General features: G+C 64.8%; 15 protein-coding genes. 8 read left to right on the top strand and 7 right to left on the bottom strand.

The window, feature by feature from the left end; translation table 11 throughout:
• The first annotated feature begins 19 nt into the window (after positions 1 to 19).
• A complete protein-coding gene (locus R3P95_RS20875; RefSeq protein WP_317549340.1) occupies positions 20 to 736 on the top strand; it encodes a helix-turn-helix domain-containing protein in 717 nt (238 codons plus the stop codon).
• Between the two features lie 7 nt (positions 737 to 743).
• On the opposite strand, the gene R3P95_RS20870 is transcribed toward R3P95_RS20875, so the two are convergent.
• The 5 genes from R3P95_RS20870 to R3P95_RS20850 all read right to left on the bottom strand — a co-directional run bounded on the left by R3P95_RS20870 (position 744) and on the right by R3P95_RS20850 (position 7,371).
• The gene (locus R3P95_RS20870) at positions 744 to 1,514 is read right to left on the bottom strand and encodes an SDR family NAD(P)-dependent oxidoreductase (RefSeq protein WP_317549339.1); all 771 of its coding nucleotides are present in this window, start codon (positions 1,512 to 1,514) and stop codon (positions 744 to 746) included.
• A 31-nt stretch (positions 1,515 to 1,545) separates the two neighbouring features.
• Positions 1,546 to 2,520 carry a zinc-dependent alcohol dehydrogenase gene (locus R3P95_RS20865; protein ID WP_317549338.1) on the bottom strand — a complete coding sequence of 325 codons (975 nt, stop codon included), beginning with the start codon at positions 2,518 to 2,520 and terminating at the stop codon, positions 1,546 to 1,548.
• 42 nt (positions 2,521 to 2,562) lie between these two features.
• The gene (locus R3P95_RS20860; protein ID WP_317549337.1) at positions 2,563 to 5,073 is read right to left on the bottom strand and encodes an ATP-binding cassette domain-containing protein; all 2,511 of its coding nucleotides are present in this window, start codon (positions 5,071 to 5,073) and stop codon (positions 2,563 to 2,565) included.
• Between the two features lie 41 nt (positions 5,074 to 5,114).
• The gene (locus R3P95_RS20855) at positions 5,115 to 6,200 is read right to left on the bottom strand and encodes an ABC transporter substrate-binding protein (RefSeq protein ID WP_300514971.1); all 1,086 of its coding nucleotides are present in this window, start codon (positions 6,198 to 6,200) and stop codon (positions 5,115 to 5,117) included.
• 67 nt (positions 6,201 to 6,267) lie between these two features.
• Positions 6,268 to 7,371 (bottom strand): ABC transporter permease, encoded by a 1,104-nt coding sequence (locus R3P95_RS20850; RefSeq protein WP_317549336.1) that lies wholly within the window; start codon positions 7,369 to 7,371, stop codon positions 6,268 to 6,270.
• Between the two features lie 377 nt (positions 7,372 to 7,748).
• Between R3P95_RS20850 and R3P95_RS20845 the strand changes: the two genes are divergently transcribed.
• The 3 genes from R3P95_RS20845 to R3P95_RS20835 are packed head-to-tail and all read left to right on the top strand — an operon-like array spanning position 7,749 to position 10,196.
• Positions 7,749 to 8,150, top strand: coding sequence for a nuclear transport factor 2 family protein (locus tag R3P95_RS20845; protein WP_300514977.1), 402 nt, complete (start codon positions 7,749 to 7,751; stop codon positions 8,148 to 8,150).
• A 59-nt stretch (positions 8,151 to 8,209) separates the two neighbouring features.
• On the top strand, positions 8,210 to 9,280 hold the full coding sequence (locus tag R3P95_RS20840) for a maleylacetate reductase (RefSeq protein ID WP_317549335.1): 1,071 nt from the start codon (positions 8,210 to 8,212) through the stop codon (positions 9,278 to 9,280).
• Position 9,281: 1 nt separating this feature from the next.
• Positions 9,282 to 10,196: a dioxygenase family protein gene (locus tag R3P95_RS20835; protein WP_317549334.1), complete on the top strand. Its 915-nt coding sequence runs from the start codon at positions 9,282 to 9,284 to the stop codon at positions 10,194 to 10,196.
• A gap of 12 nt (positions 10,197 to 10,208) precedes the next feature.
• On the opposite strand, the gene R3P95_RS20830 is transcribed toward R3P95_RS20835, so the two are convergent.
• Together R3P95_RS20830 and R3P95_RS20825 are read right to left on the bottom strand one after the other, a co-directional pair.
• Positions 10,209 to 10,604, bottom strand: a complete 396-nt coding sequence (locus R3P95_RS20830) for a RidA family protein (protein ID WP_317549333.1) — start codon at positions 10,602 to 10,604, stop codon at positions 10,209 to 10,211.
• Between the two features lie 129 nt (positions 10,605 to 10,733).
• On the bottom strand, positions 10,734 to 12,659 hold the full coding sequence (locus tag R3P95_RS20825) for a flavin-containing monooxygenase (RefSeq protein WP_317549332.1): 1,926 nt from the start codon (positions 12,657 to 12,659) through the stop codon (positions 10,734 to 10,736).
• Between the two features lie 183 nt (positions 12,660 to 12,842).
• Between R3P95_RS20825 and R3P95_RS20820 the strand changes: the two genes are divergently transcribed.
• The 4 genes from R3P95_RS20820 to R3P95_RS20805 are packed head-to-tail and all read left to right on the top strand — an operon-like array spanning position 12,843 to position 16,851.
• Positions 12,843 to 13,505: a nitroreductase family protein gene (locus tag R3P95_RS20820; RefSeq protein ID WP_317549331.1), complete on the top strand. Its 663-nt coding sequence runs from the start codon at positions 12,843 to 12,845 to the stop codon at positions 13,503 to 13,505.
• 25 nt (positions 13,506 to 13,530) lie between these two features.
• Positions 13,531 to 15,093: a class I adenylate-forming enzyme family protein gene (locus R3P95_RS20815; RefSeq protein WP_317549330.1), complete on the top strand. Its 1,563-nt coding sequence runs from the start codon at positions 13,531 to 13,533 to the stop codon at positions 15,091 to 15,093.
• Complete coding sequence (locus tag R3P95_RS20810) at positions 15,090 to 15,716, top strand: TetR/AcrR family transcriptional regulator (protein ID WP_317549329.1); 627 nt, start codon at positions 15,090 to 15,092, stop codon at positions 15,714 to 15,716. Before R3P95_RS20815 ends, R3P95_RS20810 begins: the two co-directional genes overlap by 4 nt.
• Positions 15,706 to 16,851 (top strand): serine hydrolase domain-containing protein, encoded by a 1,146-nt coding sequence (locus R3P95_RS20805; RefSeq protein WP_317549328.1) that lies wholly within the window; start codon positions 15,706 to 15,708, stop codon positions 16,849 to 16,851. The genes R3P95_RS20810 and R3P95_RS20805 overlap by 11 nt, the downstream gene beginning before the upstream one ends.
• The last annotated feature ends 22 nt before the right edge of the window (positions 16,852 to 16,873 follow it).

Genomic DNA, 16,873 nt, shown 5'->3' with positions numbered 1-16,873 from the left:
GTGGGAGGCGACAGAGAAGATGACCGAAGAGAGCGTCGGGGTCGACACGACCGAGACAGCCGTTCAGATGAACGCACAGATGGGCCTGCGCCTACGGGGTGCGCGCGAGAAGGCGAACATGTCTCTGCGTGAGATGGCCCGTCGAGTTCACCTGTCCCCCAGCTTCATTTCTCAGGTCGAGCTGGGTCGCACGGCACCCTCGGTCGGCACGCTGTACGCCATGGTCACCGAACTCGGGCTCTCGCTCGATTCGCTGATGGCCGAGGATGTTGCACCCCGTGACCTCGAATCCCCACCACCGCCGGCCCGGCCGAAGCTCGCCGAGCACACGGAAGTTGCGCACGCAGCCGGCAGCGGGCGTCCGTCCTCGGTGCTGCCACTCCCCGAGGTGGGATCGCTTCCGGGACTTCAGCGCGCCGACGAACGCCCCGAGTTGTACCTCGGCGGCGTCCGCTGGGAACGACTGACTCCGGACGACGATCCCGAGGTGGAGTTCCTCCGCGTCACCTACCCCGCCGGAACCGAGTCCTGCCCCGCAGACAATCTGATGAACCACGGCGGCAAGGAATACATCCACATCCTCTCCGGCCGGCTCGAGATCCAGGTCGCCTTCGCGCGGCAGGTGCTCGGCCCCGGAGACAGCCTGCATTTCGACTCCTCCATTCCGCACCGATTGAGCAATCCCCACGACGAGACCTGCATCGCCGTATGGTTCGTGGTCGGGCGTCAGAAGTAACTCGGTCTCACACTGCGGTGTAGCCGCCGTCGACCACCAGCGCGGCACCGTGAACGAAGCGGGCCTCGTCGCTGGCCAGGAACAGCACCGCGTTGGCCACGTCCTCCGGCTCACCGACATGACCGATCGGGTGCTTCGGTTCCATGATGTCGAGGTAGCCGCGGAGCCCACCCTCGCTCCGCTCGGCCAGTTCACGCACGAACGGAGTCAGGATGGTTCCGGGATGGACCGAGTTGACCCGAATCCTGTCTCGTCCGTAGGTCGCAGCGTCCTTCTTCGTCATGATCGTCACCGCACCCTTGGCCGCGTGATACGGGGCCATCTCGTGCGACCCGACGAGTCCGTAGATCGACGAGATGTTGACGATGCTCCCGCCGCCGTTGGCGCGCAGGTGCCCGATGACGTGTTTGGTGCAGAAGAAGACACCCTTGACATCGACCGCGAACACCGCGTCCCATTCCGCTTCGGTGACTTCGTCGGTCGGCTTGTCCACTCCGGCGATACCGGCGTTGTTGACGAGAATGTCGATCTTCCCGAACGTCGCGGACACCTGCTCGAACACCGAGGACACCTCGGCTTCGTCGCTGACGTCCACGTGCCAGAACGACGCTCGGCCGCCGGCTTCTTCGATCAGTCGAACGGTCTCGGCTCCGTCCTGCTCCGAGACGTCGGTGACTGCGACCGCAGCCCCGTTCGCTGCGAACAGCGTCGCCATCGCGCGGCCCATCCCGTTTCCGGATCCGGTGACGATGGCAACTTTGTCGGCCAGACGAGTCATGAAAATTCCTCGGTGTCGTAGGTGCAGAAGGTCAGAGAGTGGCATCGAAAGTGATGTGCACCTTGATGTTCTCGGCCGGCTTCTGTGCTTCGTCGAGAGCCGTGACGGCGTCGGCGGCGGCGATTTCGCGTGTCACCAGTCGACCGAGATCGAGTCCGCTCTTGGCGATGAACCGCAGCGTCGCCGGCCACACGCCCGGTGAACCGATCGCGCCGCGAATGTCGAGTTCCTTGGATTGGATCAGACCGAGCTTGGCCGGTGCCGACCGTCCAACGTCGATGCCGATGTACACCACACGTGCGCGGTGCCCGGCGAGTTCGAGTGCGCTGGCCATCACCTCGGGACGACCCGTCGCCTCGACGACGACATCGGCACCACGGCCGTTGCTTTCACGATGGAGTAGATCCTCGACCTCGTCCGGGGTCACCGCGTGCGCAGCCCCCAACGACAGGGCGGCCTCTCTGCGGCTCTCGGACGGTTCGACGACGATGGTCGTCGCCCCCATCGCGGCACCACCGGCGACCACGCCGAGCCCGATGGGTCCCGCTCCGAGTACGACGAGTACGTCGCTCGCGTTGACGTTCCCCGCACGCATCAGCCCGTAGTAGCCGCAACTGAACGGCTCGACGAGCGCACCGCTGGTGAACGAGACCTCGTCGGGAAGCTTGTGCAGCCATGCGGGTTTGACGACGAAGAACTCCGCCGCTGCCCCGCTGATGGAGAACCCGAAGTGGTCCTCGCCGATGACGCATTCTCCGACGACACGGTCTCCCACCTCGAAACCGTCGACGTCGGTGCCAACTTTCGCCACCTCACCGGACCACTCGTGGCCGGGGATGATGGGGTACTCGAACGGGATGATGTAGCGGCCCTCGAGCAGTTCGATGTCGGAGTGACAGACGCCGACCGATCGTGCTGCGATCAGAACCTCGTCCGCCGCTATGGCGGGTATGTCCAGGTCTGCGACCTCGGCTCGGTTCTCTGCGACGAATCTGAGTGCTTTCACTCGTGTCTCCTCTGTGGAACGTTGATGTGACGAGCGGCCGGGTCAGCGCTTGTGACCCGAATTGCGCTGTTGCAGAGCGATGTACAACACGGCGGCCACGATGACGATGGCTCCCTGCAGCCAGTACTGCCAGGCAGTGTCCAGACGCAGGAAGTTGGCCAGGGCCAGGATCACCTGGAGGAGCAGCGCTCCGAGCAGTACTGCGATCGGTGAACCGCTACCACCGCGCAGCAGCGTTCCGGCCACGACGACCGCGGTGATCGCCGAGAGGGTGAAGCCGATGCCCTGATTCGGGTCGCCGACACCGACCTGACCGACCAGCATGATGCCGCCGAGCATCGTCATCAACGAGCAGCCGATGTAGGCCGCTGTGACGGTGAGTCCGGTGCGCACGCCCATCTTCTCGGCGATCGCCGTGTCGGATCCCGAGGCGCGCAGAGCAATTCCGGGACGAGAGAAGCGCAGGACGACACCGAGCACGACGGCGGCGAGAACAGCGACGACGAAGGCGACGGGAATGGGACCGACGCTGTAGTTGATGACGTCGAGGATCGCGAAGTCGACGTAGCCGTCGATCTCCGGGCGCAACAGCAGTGAGATTCCCTGAATACCGATGTAGGTCACCAATGTCGCTGCGACCGCGGTGAATCCGAGACCTCGAATCAAACCGCCGTTGATTGCGCCGACGACCACCGCGGCGACCACCGCAACCGCGACACCGGCGAGCAAACTCCCCGCCGACGCCCCGTCGAACCAGAAGAACGAGATGATGACCAGCACCAGCCCGGTGAGCGGGCCGACCGACAGATCGATACCGCCGGTCATCACCACCAGCATCTGGCCGAGCGCGATGAACGCCAGCGCGGTGGTCGTGAGCAGAACCGACACGAGGTTGGCCTCACCGAGGAACCGAGCGTTCTGAGTGGTCGCAATCAAGGACAACACGATGATGGCACCGAGCAAGGTGTACGCGGGTAACGACCGGACGAGTCGATTCGGCGGTGCGCTCACGTCCCCGGTACGCGTCGGCGCGCTGCTGCTTCGGTGCCCGGTGGCCGAGACCATGGCCTGCATCATGTTGTGTTCGGTCACTGCGTCACCGCTGAGCGACTCGACTACGGCACCGCGAGAGATGACGAGAACCCTGTCGCACAGACCTTCGAGTTCGACTGCGTCGGAGGACAGTACGACGATCGCCATCCCCGCCGCTGCCGCCGAACGCAGCTGCGCATAGATCTCGGCGCGGGCTCCGGCGTCGACGCCCTGCGTCGGCTCCTCGGCCAGCACCAGAGCAGGCTCGGACATCAGTGCGCGAGCCAGCACCACTTTCTGCTGATTACCTCCGGACAGATTCCCCACCGCTGTCTCGACGCTCGGTGCCTTGACGGTCAGTGCCGTCGCCATGGCCGTCGTGAGTCGGCTCTCGCGGCTCTTGTCGATGATCCCGTGCGAGACGAATCTCCCGAACGCGCCGAGTGCGGAGTTCTCCCTGATCGAGAAGTCCGGCAGCACGCCCTCACCGGCGCGATCGGCCGGCATGAACGCAATTCCGGCGCGGTGTGCGTCGGCAGAGGACTTCAGCGTCAACTGCTCACCGCCCAAGCGCACGGTCCCGGTGGATTCGGTCAGACCCGACAGTGCCCTGAGCAGAGCTACCTGCCCGTTGCCCGCGACACCGGCAAGTCCGACGATCTCGCCCGCACCGACCGTGAACGAGATGTTCTCGAAGTCCGGGCTCGACAGGTTCTCGACGACAAGGCCTTCCGCGGTCGGCCCGGCACCCTTCGGAGGAAACACCGCGTCGACGTCACGGCCTGCGATGAGCGTGATGATCTCGTCGTCGGTCAGCGTCTGCGGGTCGTAGGAACCACGGACCCGGCCGTCACGAAGAATCGTCATCGTGTCCGCCAGTTCCCGAACCTCGGGGATGCGGTGGGTGATGTAGACGACGGCAACTCCGGCGGCAGCGAACCGGCGCACACGCTCGAAGAGCAGGTCGACCTTGTCCTGGACCAGCGGTGCGGTCGGCTCGTCGAGAATCAGCACCTTGGTGTCGGTGGCGAGCGCCTTGGCGATCTCGATGAGTTGACGCTCGGCAATGGGAAGGTCGCCGCACTTGGTGTCCGGGTGCACCGTGCACCCCACCACGGCCAGCTTCTCGGTCACCCACGGGCCCATCTCGAACACCGAGGGCCGCATGCTCTGGGGGATGGCGAGCACGAGGTTCTCGGTGACCGTCAGGTCCGGCAACAGAGCCGGGGTCTGGTGGACGATCGAGATGCCCAGCGCCAGTGCGTCGGCCGGCGTCAGGTCGGTTCGCTCGACTCCGTCGACGACGACCGATCCCGACGTCGGGGTCTGGGTTCCGGAGATGATCGACATCAGCGTCGACTTGCCTGCGCCGTTCTCGCCCAGCAGTGCATGCACCTGACCGGGCCGGATGTCGATGTCGACCCCGGCCAGCGCGGTGACCGGGCCGAAGGTCATGCCGATACCGCGGACCTGGAGGTACGGCTCGGTGAGAGTGGCTGTGGACGTTGAAGTCTCGTTCATCGAAGCTCCTGACAGCACTGGCTGCGGTGTGATCGGACGTGTCATCGGAGCACCTCTCCGATGCGTTGTGGATCGAGTTCGCTCGACAGGAGCGCATCCTCGGGAAGAGCCGGATCGCAGATCGGGGTGCTCGGCGTACCGCTCAGCGAGTCCTCGAAGGCCACCGGCACGTCGACCTTCGAATCGGGCGCGGTGCCTCCGGTGGCCTCGGCGACCACGTGCTGGACTGCCAGCCGCACCATGTACGTCTGCGAGGTGACCGTGAACAGCTCGAACCCCGGGTTGGTGGCCTTCAACTGCTCGTACTGGCAGGACAATCCGTTGGAGTCCGCCGATGCGATCAGCGGCAACGGGCGGCCCGCCTGCTGGAATGCCGTCATGATGCTGGTCGCCGCGAAGTCCGTCATGACCGCATCGATCTGTGGGTAACGCGAGAGCATGGTCGACGTGGCCTGCTGGGTCTCGGCGGGAGTCCAGTTGGTGACCGTGAACGGCTGGTCACCGATCAACTTGATGCCGGGGTGGTCGACCAGAACTTCCTGCATGCCTTGGTATTCGGCGAGATCCTGGGAGTTCGCGGGCGGACCGCCGAGGAACAGGACGTTGCCTTCACCGTTCGGCAGTGACTTCACCAGCCACTCGGCATAGAGCCGGCCGATCGCTGCGAAATCGGCCGCGACGAACGTGGTGTATTCCGATCCCTCGTCCCCACCGGGAGATATTCGGTACGGGACAACGGCAACGCCTGCCTTGTACTCGTAGCGCAACGCGGGAAGAACGGCCTTTCCGGCCTCGGGGAACACGATCATCCCGTCGACGCCTTGTGCGCCGAGGCTCTTGATGTCGGCGATTGCCTTCTGAGTGTCTCCCTGGGCATCGGTGGTGATGAGGTCCGTCACCGACGAGCACTTGGCCAGCTCGTCGCTGAGCTCGGCGAAATTGGTTCTCTTCCAACTGTTTCCGCCGTTTCCGTCGGCGAATCCGATGACCGCCGGGGTGGGTCCGCACCAATCCGGACGCGGCTCGCTGCTGGACACGGTCTCGAAACCGCCCACCGAGCAGCCCGCCACCAGGGCGGCAACGGGCAGCAGGGTCAGCATCCGCAGGGTGTAGGTCGTGAGCTTCATCGATGGAGTCCTCGAGTCGCAGGGGAATGACGAATGTCGTGCCGGGGCAGGTGTCGGATGCGCGGGGTCATGGGACCTCGACCGATGCCCGCGGCTCCTCGGCGGCCGGCGCGTGGCGTTTCGGGCCCGACCGAAGCCGCGCGCCCGGCCTGAACCCACTGTGGAATGCCACACCGAGACCGAGTGCGAGAGCCTGGATGAGAATCTGCCAGCCGTACGCGAGCCCCAGAGTCGAGGCCAGACGGTCAACCTGGGTGAAGAACACTGCGGCGATCAACGACGCCAGCACGCTGCCCTTACCGCCGAGCAACGACGTGCCGCCGAGGACCACGGCTGCGACCGACGGCAGAAGATAGGTGTTGCCCTCGCTGATTCCCGGTGTGTTGACGATGCCCGTCAACATCACGCCGGCGACGGCATACAGCAGGGCGGCAACGGAATACGCGCTCAGGGTGTAGCGCAGCGGCGCGATACCTGCCGCGACCGCAACCCGCGGGTTGGCACCGACGGCTTCGAAGATGCGGCCGGAGGGGGTGAGCCGAACGACGACCCCGACGATTATCGTCAGGACGACCGCGACGACGACGGTGACCGGAACTCCGAGGATCGTCGAGCCGATGACGTCGGACAGTCCGGTCGGGGTGCGGCGCGCAGCGCCCTCGGACACCGCCCAGGTCGCACCGATGAGCAGCGCGTTCATACCCAGGGTCGCGACGATCGGAGCGACGTTCAACCGAGCGACGACGAAGCCCGAGACGGCTCCTGCCCCCGCGGAGATGGCCAGTGCAGCGAGGACCGCCGCGAGGATCGCACCGGGTGTGCCGCTGGCCCCGAGCTTGGTGACCACGACGACCGACAGTGAGAACACTCCCGGTACCGACAGATCGATGCCGCCCTGCTGTACGACCAGGGTCTGCCCGATCGCAACGACCGCCAGGATGGCCGCGAAGGGCAACATCGCGGAGATCGCGCCACCGCTGACGCTCTGGGGCGCGAGCACGGCACTGATCAGGAACAGCACGACAGTGGCGATTCCGATGGCGGCGGCACCCCTGGCTCGGCCGCTCAGAGCCGTGCGTAGGACGCCTGCCGTCGATCGTTCGTTCCCGGGAGTGGGCCCGACGCCCGTCGAGGGAGCGGGTCCCCCAACCGATTGACCGTGTGATGTCACGAGAGTTCTCCGTTGATCGGGCGATGAGGGTGATGGAGTCGGCGGAATGTTCTGTCGCGAAGAACTCGGCGGTGCCCGTCGACGCAGGATTCAGAATGTCCACCAGTGCTGCATGAATGTCCTGTCCTGATTGAACTGTGCAGTGGGTCACTTTGTCAAGCAGGTCATGGGGTACGCCACTATTGCGGTTGCAGCAGTGGCCTTCAACTGCAGAAATGTCGGTTCGTATGCGTTCGACATCAGAGTCGAACCACCGTAAACCGAGCCGATCGCCGACATCGAAGGTGTTCTGTGACAGTTGACACTTGCTGATCGGCTGCCTACCGTCTCACCTACCGGCACACTCGTGGCCGCTCGACTTCCCCAGGAGAACCCCCATGACACAGGCACAGGAACTCGACATCGACGCCATCAAGGCCACGATCTCCGAGCTCGAGAACAAGCGCTACACCGCGATCGTCGACGGAGACCTGGACACCTTCACCAGCTGCTGCCACCCCGACCTCGTCTACACCCACTCCGACGGCAGTCGAGATTCGGTCAGCTCCTACCTGGAGAAGGTCACCTCCGGCTTCTACGTCTACCACCGCATCGATCACCCCACCGAGGACATCCTCGTCGTGGGAAACACCGCGGTCGTCGTCGGCGAGATGAATGCAAGCATCACTGCCAACGGCAAGGACAAAGAACTGGTGAACAACTCGATCGCAGTGTGGGTCAACGAAAACGACCAGTGGTTGCTCCTCGCCTACCAGCCGACTCCGCGGCCCTCGCGCTGACTCGTCCCGGTTCACACGCTCGCTCCACTCACACGATCGAAAAAACTGCGGAGGCACGGATGCTCGAATTCGAGCACGATTCACTCGCTCAACGCGTCTTGTTCGGCGCAGGCAGGTCGTCCTCGCACCTCGCTGCCGAGGTCGACCGATTGGGCGCGACGTCCGTCATGGTCATCGCAGGCCCTGCCGAAACGGATCTGGCGAAATCGGTCTGCCGTGAGATCGAGCCTCGACTGATGTATTCCGATGTGGTGCCGCATGTTCCGATCGAGACGGCGGAGAAGGCGCGCGCCGCCGCGAGCACGCACGAGGTGGACCTGCTGGTCAGCATCGGCGGCGGCTCCACCACCGGTCTCGCGAAAGCAGTCGCACTCACCACCGGCATTCCCATCGTCGCGATCCCCACCACGTACGCGGGCTCCGAGGCCACGAACGTGTGGGGACTGACCGAGGCCTCGCGCAAGACCACCGGCGTCGACGCGCGAGTGCTCCCCACCACGGTGATCTACGACGTCCTCTCGTTGCTGACCCTTCCGGTGGAGCTGAGTGTGGCGTCCGGACTCAATGCCTTGGCGCATTCCGTCGACTCGATGTGGGCACCGCGAGCCGACCCGATCAACTCCACTCTTGCCGTCGAGGCCATCGGCGCGCTGTCACGGGGGCTACGGGAGATCAAGCACGATTCGGCGAGTCAGTCCGGCCACGAGCAAACCCTCTACGGCGCTTACCTGTCCGCGGTGGCATTCGCGTCGGCCGGCTCCGGACTGCATCACAAGATCTGCCATGTGCTCGGTGGTACCTACAACATGCCTCACGCCCAAACCCATGCAGTCGTGCTGCAGCACGTACTCGAGTACAACGGTCCGTATGCACCCGCGGCCGAGCAGCGCATGGCGGAGGCGTTCGGCAGCACCAGTGCTGTAGAGGGACTGCGCTCGCTGCGCACCGAACTCGACGCACCCACCGCACTGCGGGACTACGGTCTGCAGGAGTCCGATCTCGACGAGGCCGTCGCACTCGTCCTCGACGCAGCTCACGCCTCGAATCCACGGCCGGTCACCACCGAATCGCTCACGATCCTGCTTCGCAACGCCTGGGCAGGAACGACTTCCGACCAGGAGAGCCACTGACATGAGTATCGACGATCGCACCGAGGTCTCCTCCGAGCAGAGCAACCGGGAGCGTGAACTGACCGACAAGGTCGTCGCCAGCTTCGCGGGTGCCCCCGATCCTCGACTGCGGGAAGTGCTCACGGGATTGACCGAGCATCTGCACGCGTTCATCAGAGAAGTTCGGCTGACGCAGGACGAATGGACCAGCGCCATCGACTTTCTCACCGCGGTCGGTCACATCACAGACGACCGGCGTCAGGAATTCATTCTCCTGTCCGACGTCTTCGGTGCCTCGATGCAGACCGTGACCGTCAACAACGAAGCGGTGGCCGGTGAAACGGAGTCGACGGTGTTCGGTCCGTTCTTCGTCGACGACGCCCCCGCCATCGAGTCTGGCGGTGATATCTCCCAGGGCGCACCGGGGCAGGCCTGCTGGGTCGAGGGCACGGTCACCGACATCGATGGGAATCCCGTTGCACATGCTCGCATCGAGGTGTGGGAGGCCGACGACGACGGGTTCTACGACGTCCAGTACTCCGACGGACGTGTTGCCGCTCGCGGCCATCTGTTCTCCGACGACAACGGCCGGTTCGCATTCTGGGGTCTGACCCCCACTCCGTACCCGATTCCGTTCGACGGACCCGTCGGCCGCATGCTCGACGCCGTGGGACGCTCGCCGATGCGGGCATCTCACCTGCATTTCATGGTGACCGCCGAGGGGCAACGGACACTGATCACACACATCTTCGTCCGAGGCGACGAACTCCTCGATCGCGATTCGGTGTTCGGCGTCAAGGACACGCTCATCAAAGACTTCGTGGAGCAACCTGCGGGCACACCCACGCCCGACGGCCGCGATCTGGGCGAGAACACCTGGTCCAGAGTCGAATTCGACATCGTGCTCGCCCCGGAGTCAGCCCCGACAGGCGGATGAACGGCGGTCGATCTACCCGACCGCGGTGCCCTCGAGTTCGACCAGCAAACTGGGAATCGCGAGCCGGGTGACCCCGAGCAGGGTGCTGGTGGGCTTGACGCCCACCGCGCCCAGTCGCGCTGCCAAGTCGCCGTAGTGCGGCAGCAACGCGTCGACATCGGTGGTGTACACGTTGAGCCGGACGAGATTCGCCAAGGACATATTCGCCTCGGCAAGAACGGCTTCCATGTTGTCGAGACACAGAGACAACTGCGCGCCCATGTCGTCGGGGTGCTGAGGTGAGCCGTCATCAGCCGTCGCTGTTTGGCCGGAGAGATAGAGCGTCCGAGCCTGCCCCGAGACGATCTCCCCCTGGTTGAATCCCATGTCCACCGACCACCGCACCGGGTTGACTGCCGTTCGTTCCATCGCCGCGCACTCCATTCGATCGTTCGGGTATCTGTGCACCGTCGAGCCTTGCATGGAATCCGGACATCTTCGGCGGTATGGGTCCAAACGGTCACGGGTACCAACAGCTTTCAGGGGACATCCCGCTGATCAGCGAGCGTCCTCCCGCCTGTCCTCGGTCACGAAGTCGTTCAGATCGGCCCGACGCGTCATCTCCCAGTAGTCGACGATGCGCCATGGCAAAGTCGAAACCACTCGTCCGGCGTCGTTGCGGTACCAGTTGTCCATGCCGCCGTGCGACCAGATCATCTTCGCGTGAGCTTCATCGTGTTTGCGGACATACTCCGCCTCCACGTCGGCCTTGCATTCGATGGCTCCGATTCGCTTGTCCACCATGTCGATCAGCACATCGACGATGTAGCGCACCTGGCATTCGGCAATGGTGATGTAGCTACCCCCATGGCCCAACACCGTGCCTGGACCGCAGGTGATGAAGAAGTTCGGGAAGTCGGGAACAGTGATACCGAGATACGCGTGCGCATCCTCGGGGCCCCAGATATCGCGAATGGACTCCCCCGATCGTCCGCGCACATCGATCGGCGTCAGCAGCTTGTGGGTCTCGAACCCCGTCGCGAGGATCACCACGTCGACCTCGGTCTCGGAACCATTATGCACAACAACCGAGTTGGCGGTGATGGACGAGACTGCGTCGGCGATGAGGGTGACGTTGTCGCGCTTGAGCGCCGCGTACCAGCCGTTGTCGAGCAGCATCCGTTTACCGAAGGGCGGGTAATCGGGCAGCGACTTCTCGATCAAGTCGGGTCGGCCGTCGAGCTCGGCTTCGATGTAGCGGGTGAATACCCGTCGATGGGCGTCGTTCATCGGGTTGATTGATCGCTGCGGGTGCTCCCACTCGGGATCGACCTGCAGCGAGCTGTGCACACGATCGTTGAAGTTCCAGGCCAACCGGGTCCGATACCAGAGCCGATACAGCGGAACGACATCCATCAGATAGTTGGCGTCGTCGCCCATCTCGGTGAAATACACATCGCTCGACGACACCCACTGCGGTGAGCGCTGAAACACCGTCGCGTGCCCCACTGTCGACGCGATGGCCGGCAGCACCTGCATGGCACTGGCTCCGGTTCCGACGATGGCGACGCGCTTGCCGGTCAGATCCAGATCAGCCGGCCAGTTCGCGGTGTGGAAGATCGGCCCCTCGAACGCGTCCAGCCCGGGAATCTTCGGCACCTTCGGCCGATTGAGCTGACCGGTCGCAGTGATCACCACGTCGGCGGTCAGCGTGTCGCCGTCGACCGTCGTGACGGTCCAGCACTGCCTCTGCGCGTCGTACTCGGCGGTCGCCACCTCGGTGTCGAAGCGAATGCGTTGCCGCAGATCGTGTTCGGAGGCGACATCGCTGAGGTACTGCCACACCTCGTCGCGCTTGCCGAAGTGCGTGCTCCAGGCCCGCGGCGCGAAGGAGTAGGAGTACAGGTGACTGGGGGTGTCGACGCCCGCACCGGGGTAGGTGTTCTCGAACCAGCCTCCGCCCACGTCGGAGTTCTTCTCGAGAACGACGTGACTGATACCCGCCTCGTGCAGCTTGATGGCGGCGAGCATTCCGGAGACGCCGGCACCGATGACGATGACCGACAGGTTGTTCGGCGCAGCCACCGGAGTGTCCGCGATGGTGAAGCCCATGTCCTCGGCGACCATGACGCCGAACTCGGGAGGAACCTGCTCACCGACGGCTACGCTGATCATCTCGACGAGGTGCTCCGGGTCGGGTGACGGCACCGCCATGGGCGCACCCGCATCGAACGCACAGATCGCGTCGAGAGCCGCGTCGCGGATGCGGGCGGCAACCGCGTCGTCGAATCCGCCCGTGTCGTTGTTGTCCATGCCCCGGCTCCGGGTGGGGCGGTAGGGATCAGCGAGCCAGGTGGGATCTCCGGTCAGCTGATAGAGCACCGCGACCAGCGTGGGCAGGTTGGCTGCGGTGAGAGCGCGCGAGAGCCGATCTCGATCGATCCGACCCACGGTTTCCGCTGCCGTTGCTGCGTCTGTGGACACCGGTACCTCCTGTTGCGAGCTGCTCTATCCGACTCCGACAGCTCAACTAACCATGGTTAGGCAATTTCGCGCAAGGGATTCGCGATCTCTCGATTCACAGCTTTTTGACCCTTGACAATGTGGCCCACGCCACACGATGCTTCAGGGCACTACCTAACAGCGGACAGGCGAAGGGAAACACCCATGGAACTCACCGAGGCGATGCGCACCACCGGCACCTGCAGGCGGTACCTCAGCGATCCTGTTCCCGACGAGGTGTTCAAGGCCGCGTTCGACGTCGCCCGCTTCGGCCCGCAGGGCGGCAACCGTCAGCCTGTGCGGTGGATCGTCGTGCGCGACGCCGCCCGCAAGCAGGCCCTCGCCGATCTCTACCTCCCGATGTGGGACGCCTACTTCGCCGGCATCACCGGCGGAACCGTCGCCGTCGGGGCCCTGCCCAAAACCGTGCAGGACGCCGACTACTTCGCCCGCCACCTCCACGAGGTGCCCGCCATCGTGGTGGTCTGCGCCGCGCTGGACGGACTGCACCCCACCGACCACGAACTCGGCCGACTTTCCGTTGTCGGCGGCGCATCCATCTACCCGACCGTGCAGAACCTGTGCCTGAGCCTGCGCGATCAGGGCGTCGCGACCGCGGTGACGACGCTGCTGTGCCACGAGGAGCCCGCTATTCGGGAACTGCTCGGCATCCCGGACGACTACATCACCGCCGCGCACATCGCCGTCGGCTATCCGGAGAAGTCGTTCCCGCGCAAGCTCACCCGTGATCCGGTAGAGCAGATCGTTGCGGCAGAGACGTTCTCGCAGCCGATGTTCGACTCCGCTGCCCTCGCCCCCGCCCTGTAACAGCTCGTACCTGAAGGAGTCCGCCGTGCCCGGTACCGCCATTCACCACCGCTCCCCCATCGGCCGCGCCACCATCGGCGATCAGCTACGTCGCCATGCGCGGACGCAGCCGAACAAGGTCGCGTTCATCAGCTACGCGGCGGACGGCACCCGCGCGGTCACCACCTATGGCGAACTCGATTCTCGCGCAAACCAGTTCGCCAACCTGCTGGTCGATCTCGGAGTGACCTCGGGTGACCGCGTCGCATCGATGGCTCGCAACAGCGTCGACGTGGTGGTGGCGTACTACGGCACGCTCAAAGCCGGGGCGGCGTTCACCGGAATCAACGTGATGTACCGCGCGCCCGAAGTGAAGCATCAACTCGAACACGCGGAACCGACTGTCGTGGTGGCAGATCCGGCCTACGCTGACATCATCTCCTCGGTGAAGCCGGACACCACCACCCTGGTGACGTTCGGGCCCGAATACGCAGCACTGACGGCGAACACCCCGTCCAGCGAGCCGGACGTCGAGATGGACGAGAACGACGTCGCAATGGTCATCTACACCTCCGGGACCGAAGCGGCTCCCAAGGGCGTGATGATTCCGCACCGTAACTTCCTCATCTCCACCGCGCCCGCGTGGAGCTGGGGCCTGCGCACCGGACCGGAGGACACCTGGCTGTTCGTCATGCCGTTCCACACCATCGCCGGACTCGGCTCGATGACAACCTTGACGTTGATGGGGGCCACCCTCGTACTGCCCGCGACGGTCGATCCGGCTCAATCGCTGCGCATCATCGCCGCCGAGAAGATCTCCGTCATTGCGCAGACCCCCACGTTCTACCTGGCTCTGGCCCGTGATGCGCAGTTCGGCCCCGAGACGGTGAGCCAGGTCAGGCGCTGCCTCACCTACGGTGGCCAGGTTTCACCGCACACGATCAGCGCCTGGGCCGCCGCGGCACCCGAGGCCATCTGGGGCACCTACTGGGGGCAGTCGGAACTCTCGCAGCTCGGCTCGGTCGGCTGGTTCTCGAGCCTCGACGACATTCCCGACGGCGACGCGTCGTGGATCGGCAAGCCCGTCACCCACCTCGAGATCAAGGTGGTCGACCCCGCGGGCAACGACAGTGAGATCGGTGAATTGCTCTGCCGCACTCCGTCGGTGATGCTCGGCTACTTCAAGGACCCCGAGCGCACCGCCGAGGTGTTCCGAGACGGGTGGGTGCACACCGGCGACATGGTGCGCATCGACGCCGACGGCAACCTGTTCTTCTACGATCGGATGAAGGACATGATCAAGTCGGGAGGGATGAACGTGTCGTCGCAGGAAGTGGAACGCACCATCCACACGCACCCGGACGTGCTGCGTGCCGCCGTCGTCGGAGTACCCGACCCGTACTGGTCCGAGGCCGTGACCGCCTTCGTCATCGCTCGCGACGGGGTGACTGCCGATCCGGCCGCGATCATCGAGTACTGCCGCACCGAGTTGGCGTCGTACAAGGCACCGAAATCGGTACACATCGTGGCCGAGCTGCCCGTCGACCCGCAGGGCAAAATCCTCAAGCGTGAACTGCGAATGCTGGTGGCGGTCGAGGAGACCGTATGACGCAGCCATCCGAGGTCACCGCTCTCCCCCGACAGCAGCGCACCCGCCAACGGCGCGATGACATCGTCGCCAATGCCGCGAACATCTTTGCGCGTGAGGGCTACTCGAACGTCGGCATGCGCGATATCGCCGACGCCGTCGGAATCAAGGGTGCCAGCCTTTACCACCACTTCCCGTCCAAGGAAGACATCCTGTTCGCTATCTGCCTGACGGTCACGCAAGAACCGGCCGAGCAGAACCTGCCACTGCTCGACGCGGCCGGAACCCCTACCGAGCGCCTCTCGTCTCTGGTGCGCGCGCACCTGGTGCATCTCAACCGACGAAGGGTCGAGTACATCGTGGGGCTGCACGAGCTCGCCTCGCTGACCCCCGAACATCGCACCGTCATCGAGGACTACCGCCGCCGATACCAACGACGCGTGCGCGACGTGATCACCGCCGGAATGCGCAGCGGCGAATTCACCGTCCCTGATGCCCGGTTGGCGTCGTTCGCCCTGACCGACATGCTCAACGGCATCAGCAACTGGTTCCACGACGGCGGCGCACTGAGCATCGAAGACGTCGCCGACGGCTACGTCGAACTGGCGGTCCATCGCGTTCTCGGTGCCTCACATGGCAATTGACGGTCACTGCGACCCCCGCTTCGTGGGCGTGCGTGACGCATTGGCCGCCAATCTCGACAGCGGGGCAGAACTCGGCGCGTCCATTGTGGTCGATATCGACGGCCATACCGCCGTCGACCTCTGGGGCGGCTATCGCGACTCCGAGCGCCGCCTGCCGTGGGAGGCGGACACGATCACCAACGTGTGGTCGACGACGAAGATGGTGACGTGCCTGGCGGCGCTGATGCTGATCGACCGTGGGGTGCTCGATCCCGATTCGCCGGTCGCGACCTACTGGCCCGAGTTCGCGGCCGCAGGCAAGCAGGACATCGCAGTTCGGCATCTGTTGTCACACACCTCCGGCGTATCGGGCTGGGACCGGCCGTTCAGCGAACAGGACCTCTACGACTGGGAACTCTCGACCTCGCGCCTGGCCGCACAGGCTCCGTGGTGGGATTCACGCACCACGTCGGGGTATCACGCGGCCAGCCAAGGCCACCTGATCGGAGAAGTCGTCCGTCGTGTCACCGGAAAATCGTTGCGTCAGTTCGTGGCCGAGGAGATCGCCGGGCCTCTCGGGGCAGACTTCCAGATCGGTGCCGCCGAGTCCGACCGGTCCCGCATCGCCGACGTCGTACCGCCGCCCCCGCCGACCGATGATGCCGTTCCCGATCCGACGATGGTGCGTCGCAAGACCTTTCTCGGGCCGTTGGTGCAGGCCTCGTCCGCGAATACACCGGCATGGCGTGCCGCGGACATGGGCGCGTTGAACGGTCACGGCAATGCGCGATCGGTCGCGAGAATCCTGTCGGTCATCTCGCGAGGCGGCACCGTCGACGGCGTTCGACTGCTGAGTCCCGGCACGATCGACTCGATCTTCGAGGAACAGTCCAACGGAGTCGATCTCGCCCTGGACATCCCGTTGCGCTTCGGTCTTGGTTTCGCTCTGCCACAACAGGAATCGGTGCCCTATATCCCGGATGGCAAGATCTGCTTCTGGGGCGGATGGGGTGGATCGCTGACCGTCATGCACCCGGAGTCGCAGCTGACCGTCTCCTACGTGATGAACCGGATGGGGCCGGGAATCATCGGCTCCGACCGGGCCGAGCAGTACGTGCGCGCGACCTACGAAGCACTGTCGTCCACCGCTACGTGACGAGGCCGTCACCGAACCGACC

The sequence above is a fragment of the Rhodococcus cercidiphylli genome, from assembly GCF_033042225.1.
In the GTDB taxonomy this organism is placed as follows: Bacteria; Actinomycetota; Actinomycetes; order Mycobacteriales; family Mycobacteriaceae; genus Rhodococcoides.
The sequence above is the reverse complement of the archived record's forward strand: the minus strand, read 5'-3'. Positions and strand labels throughout refer to the sequence as shown.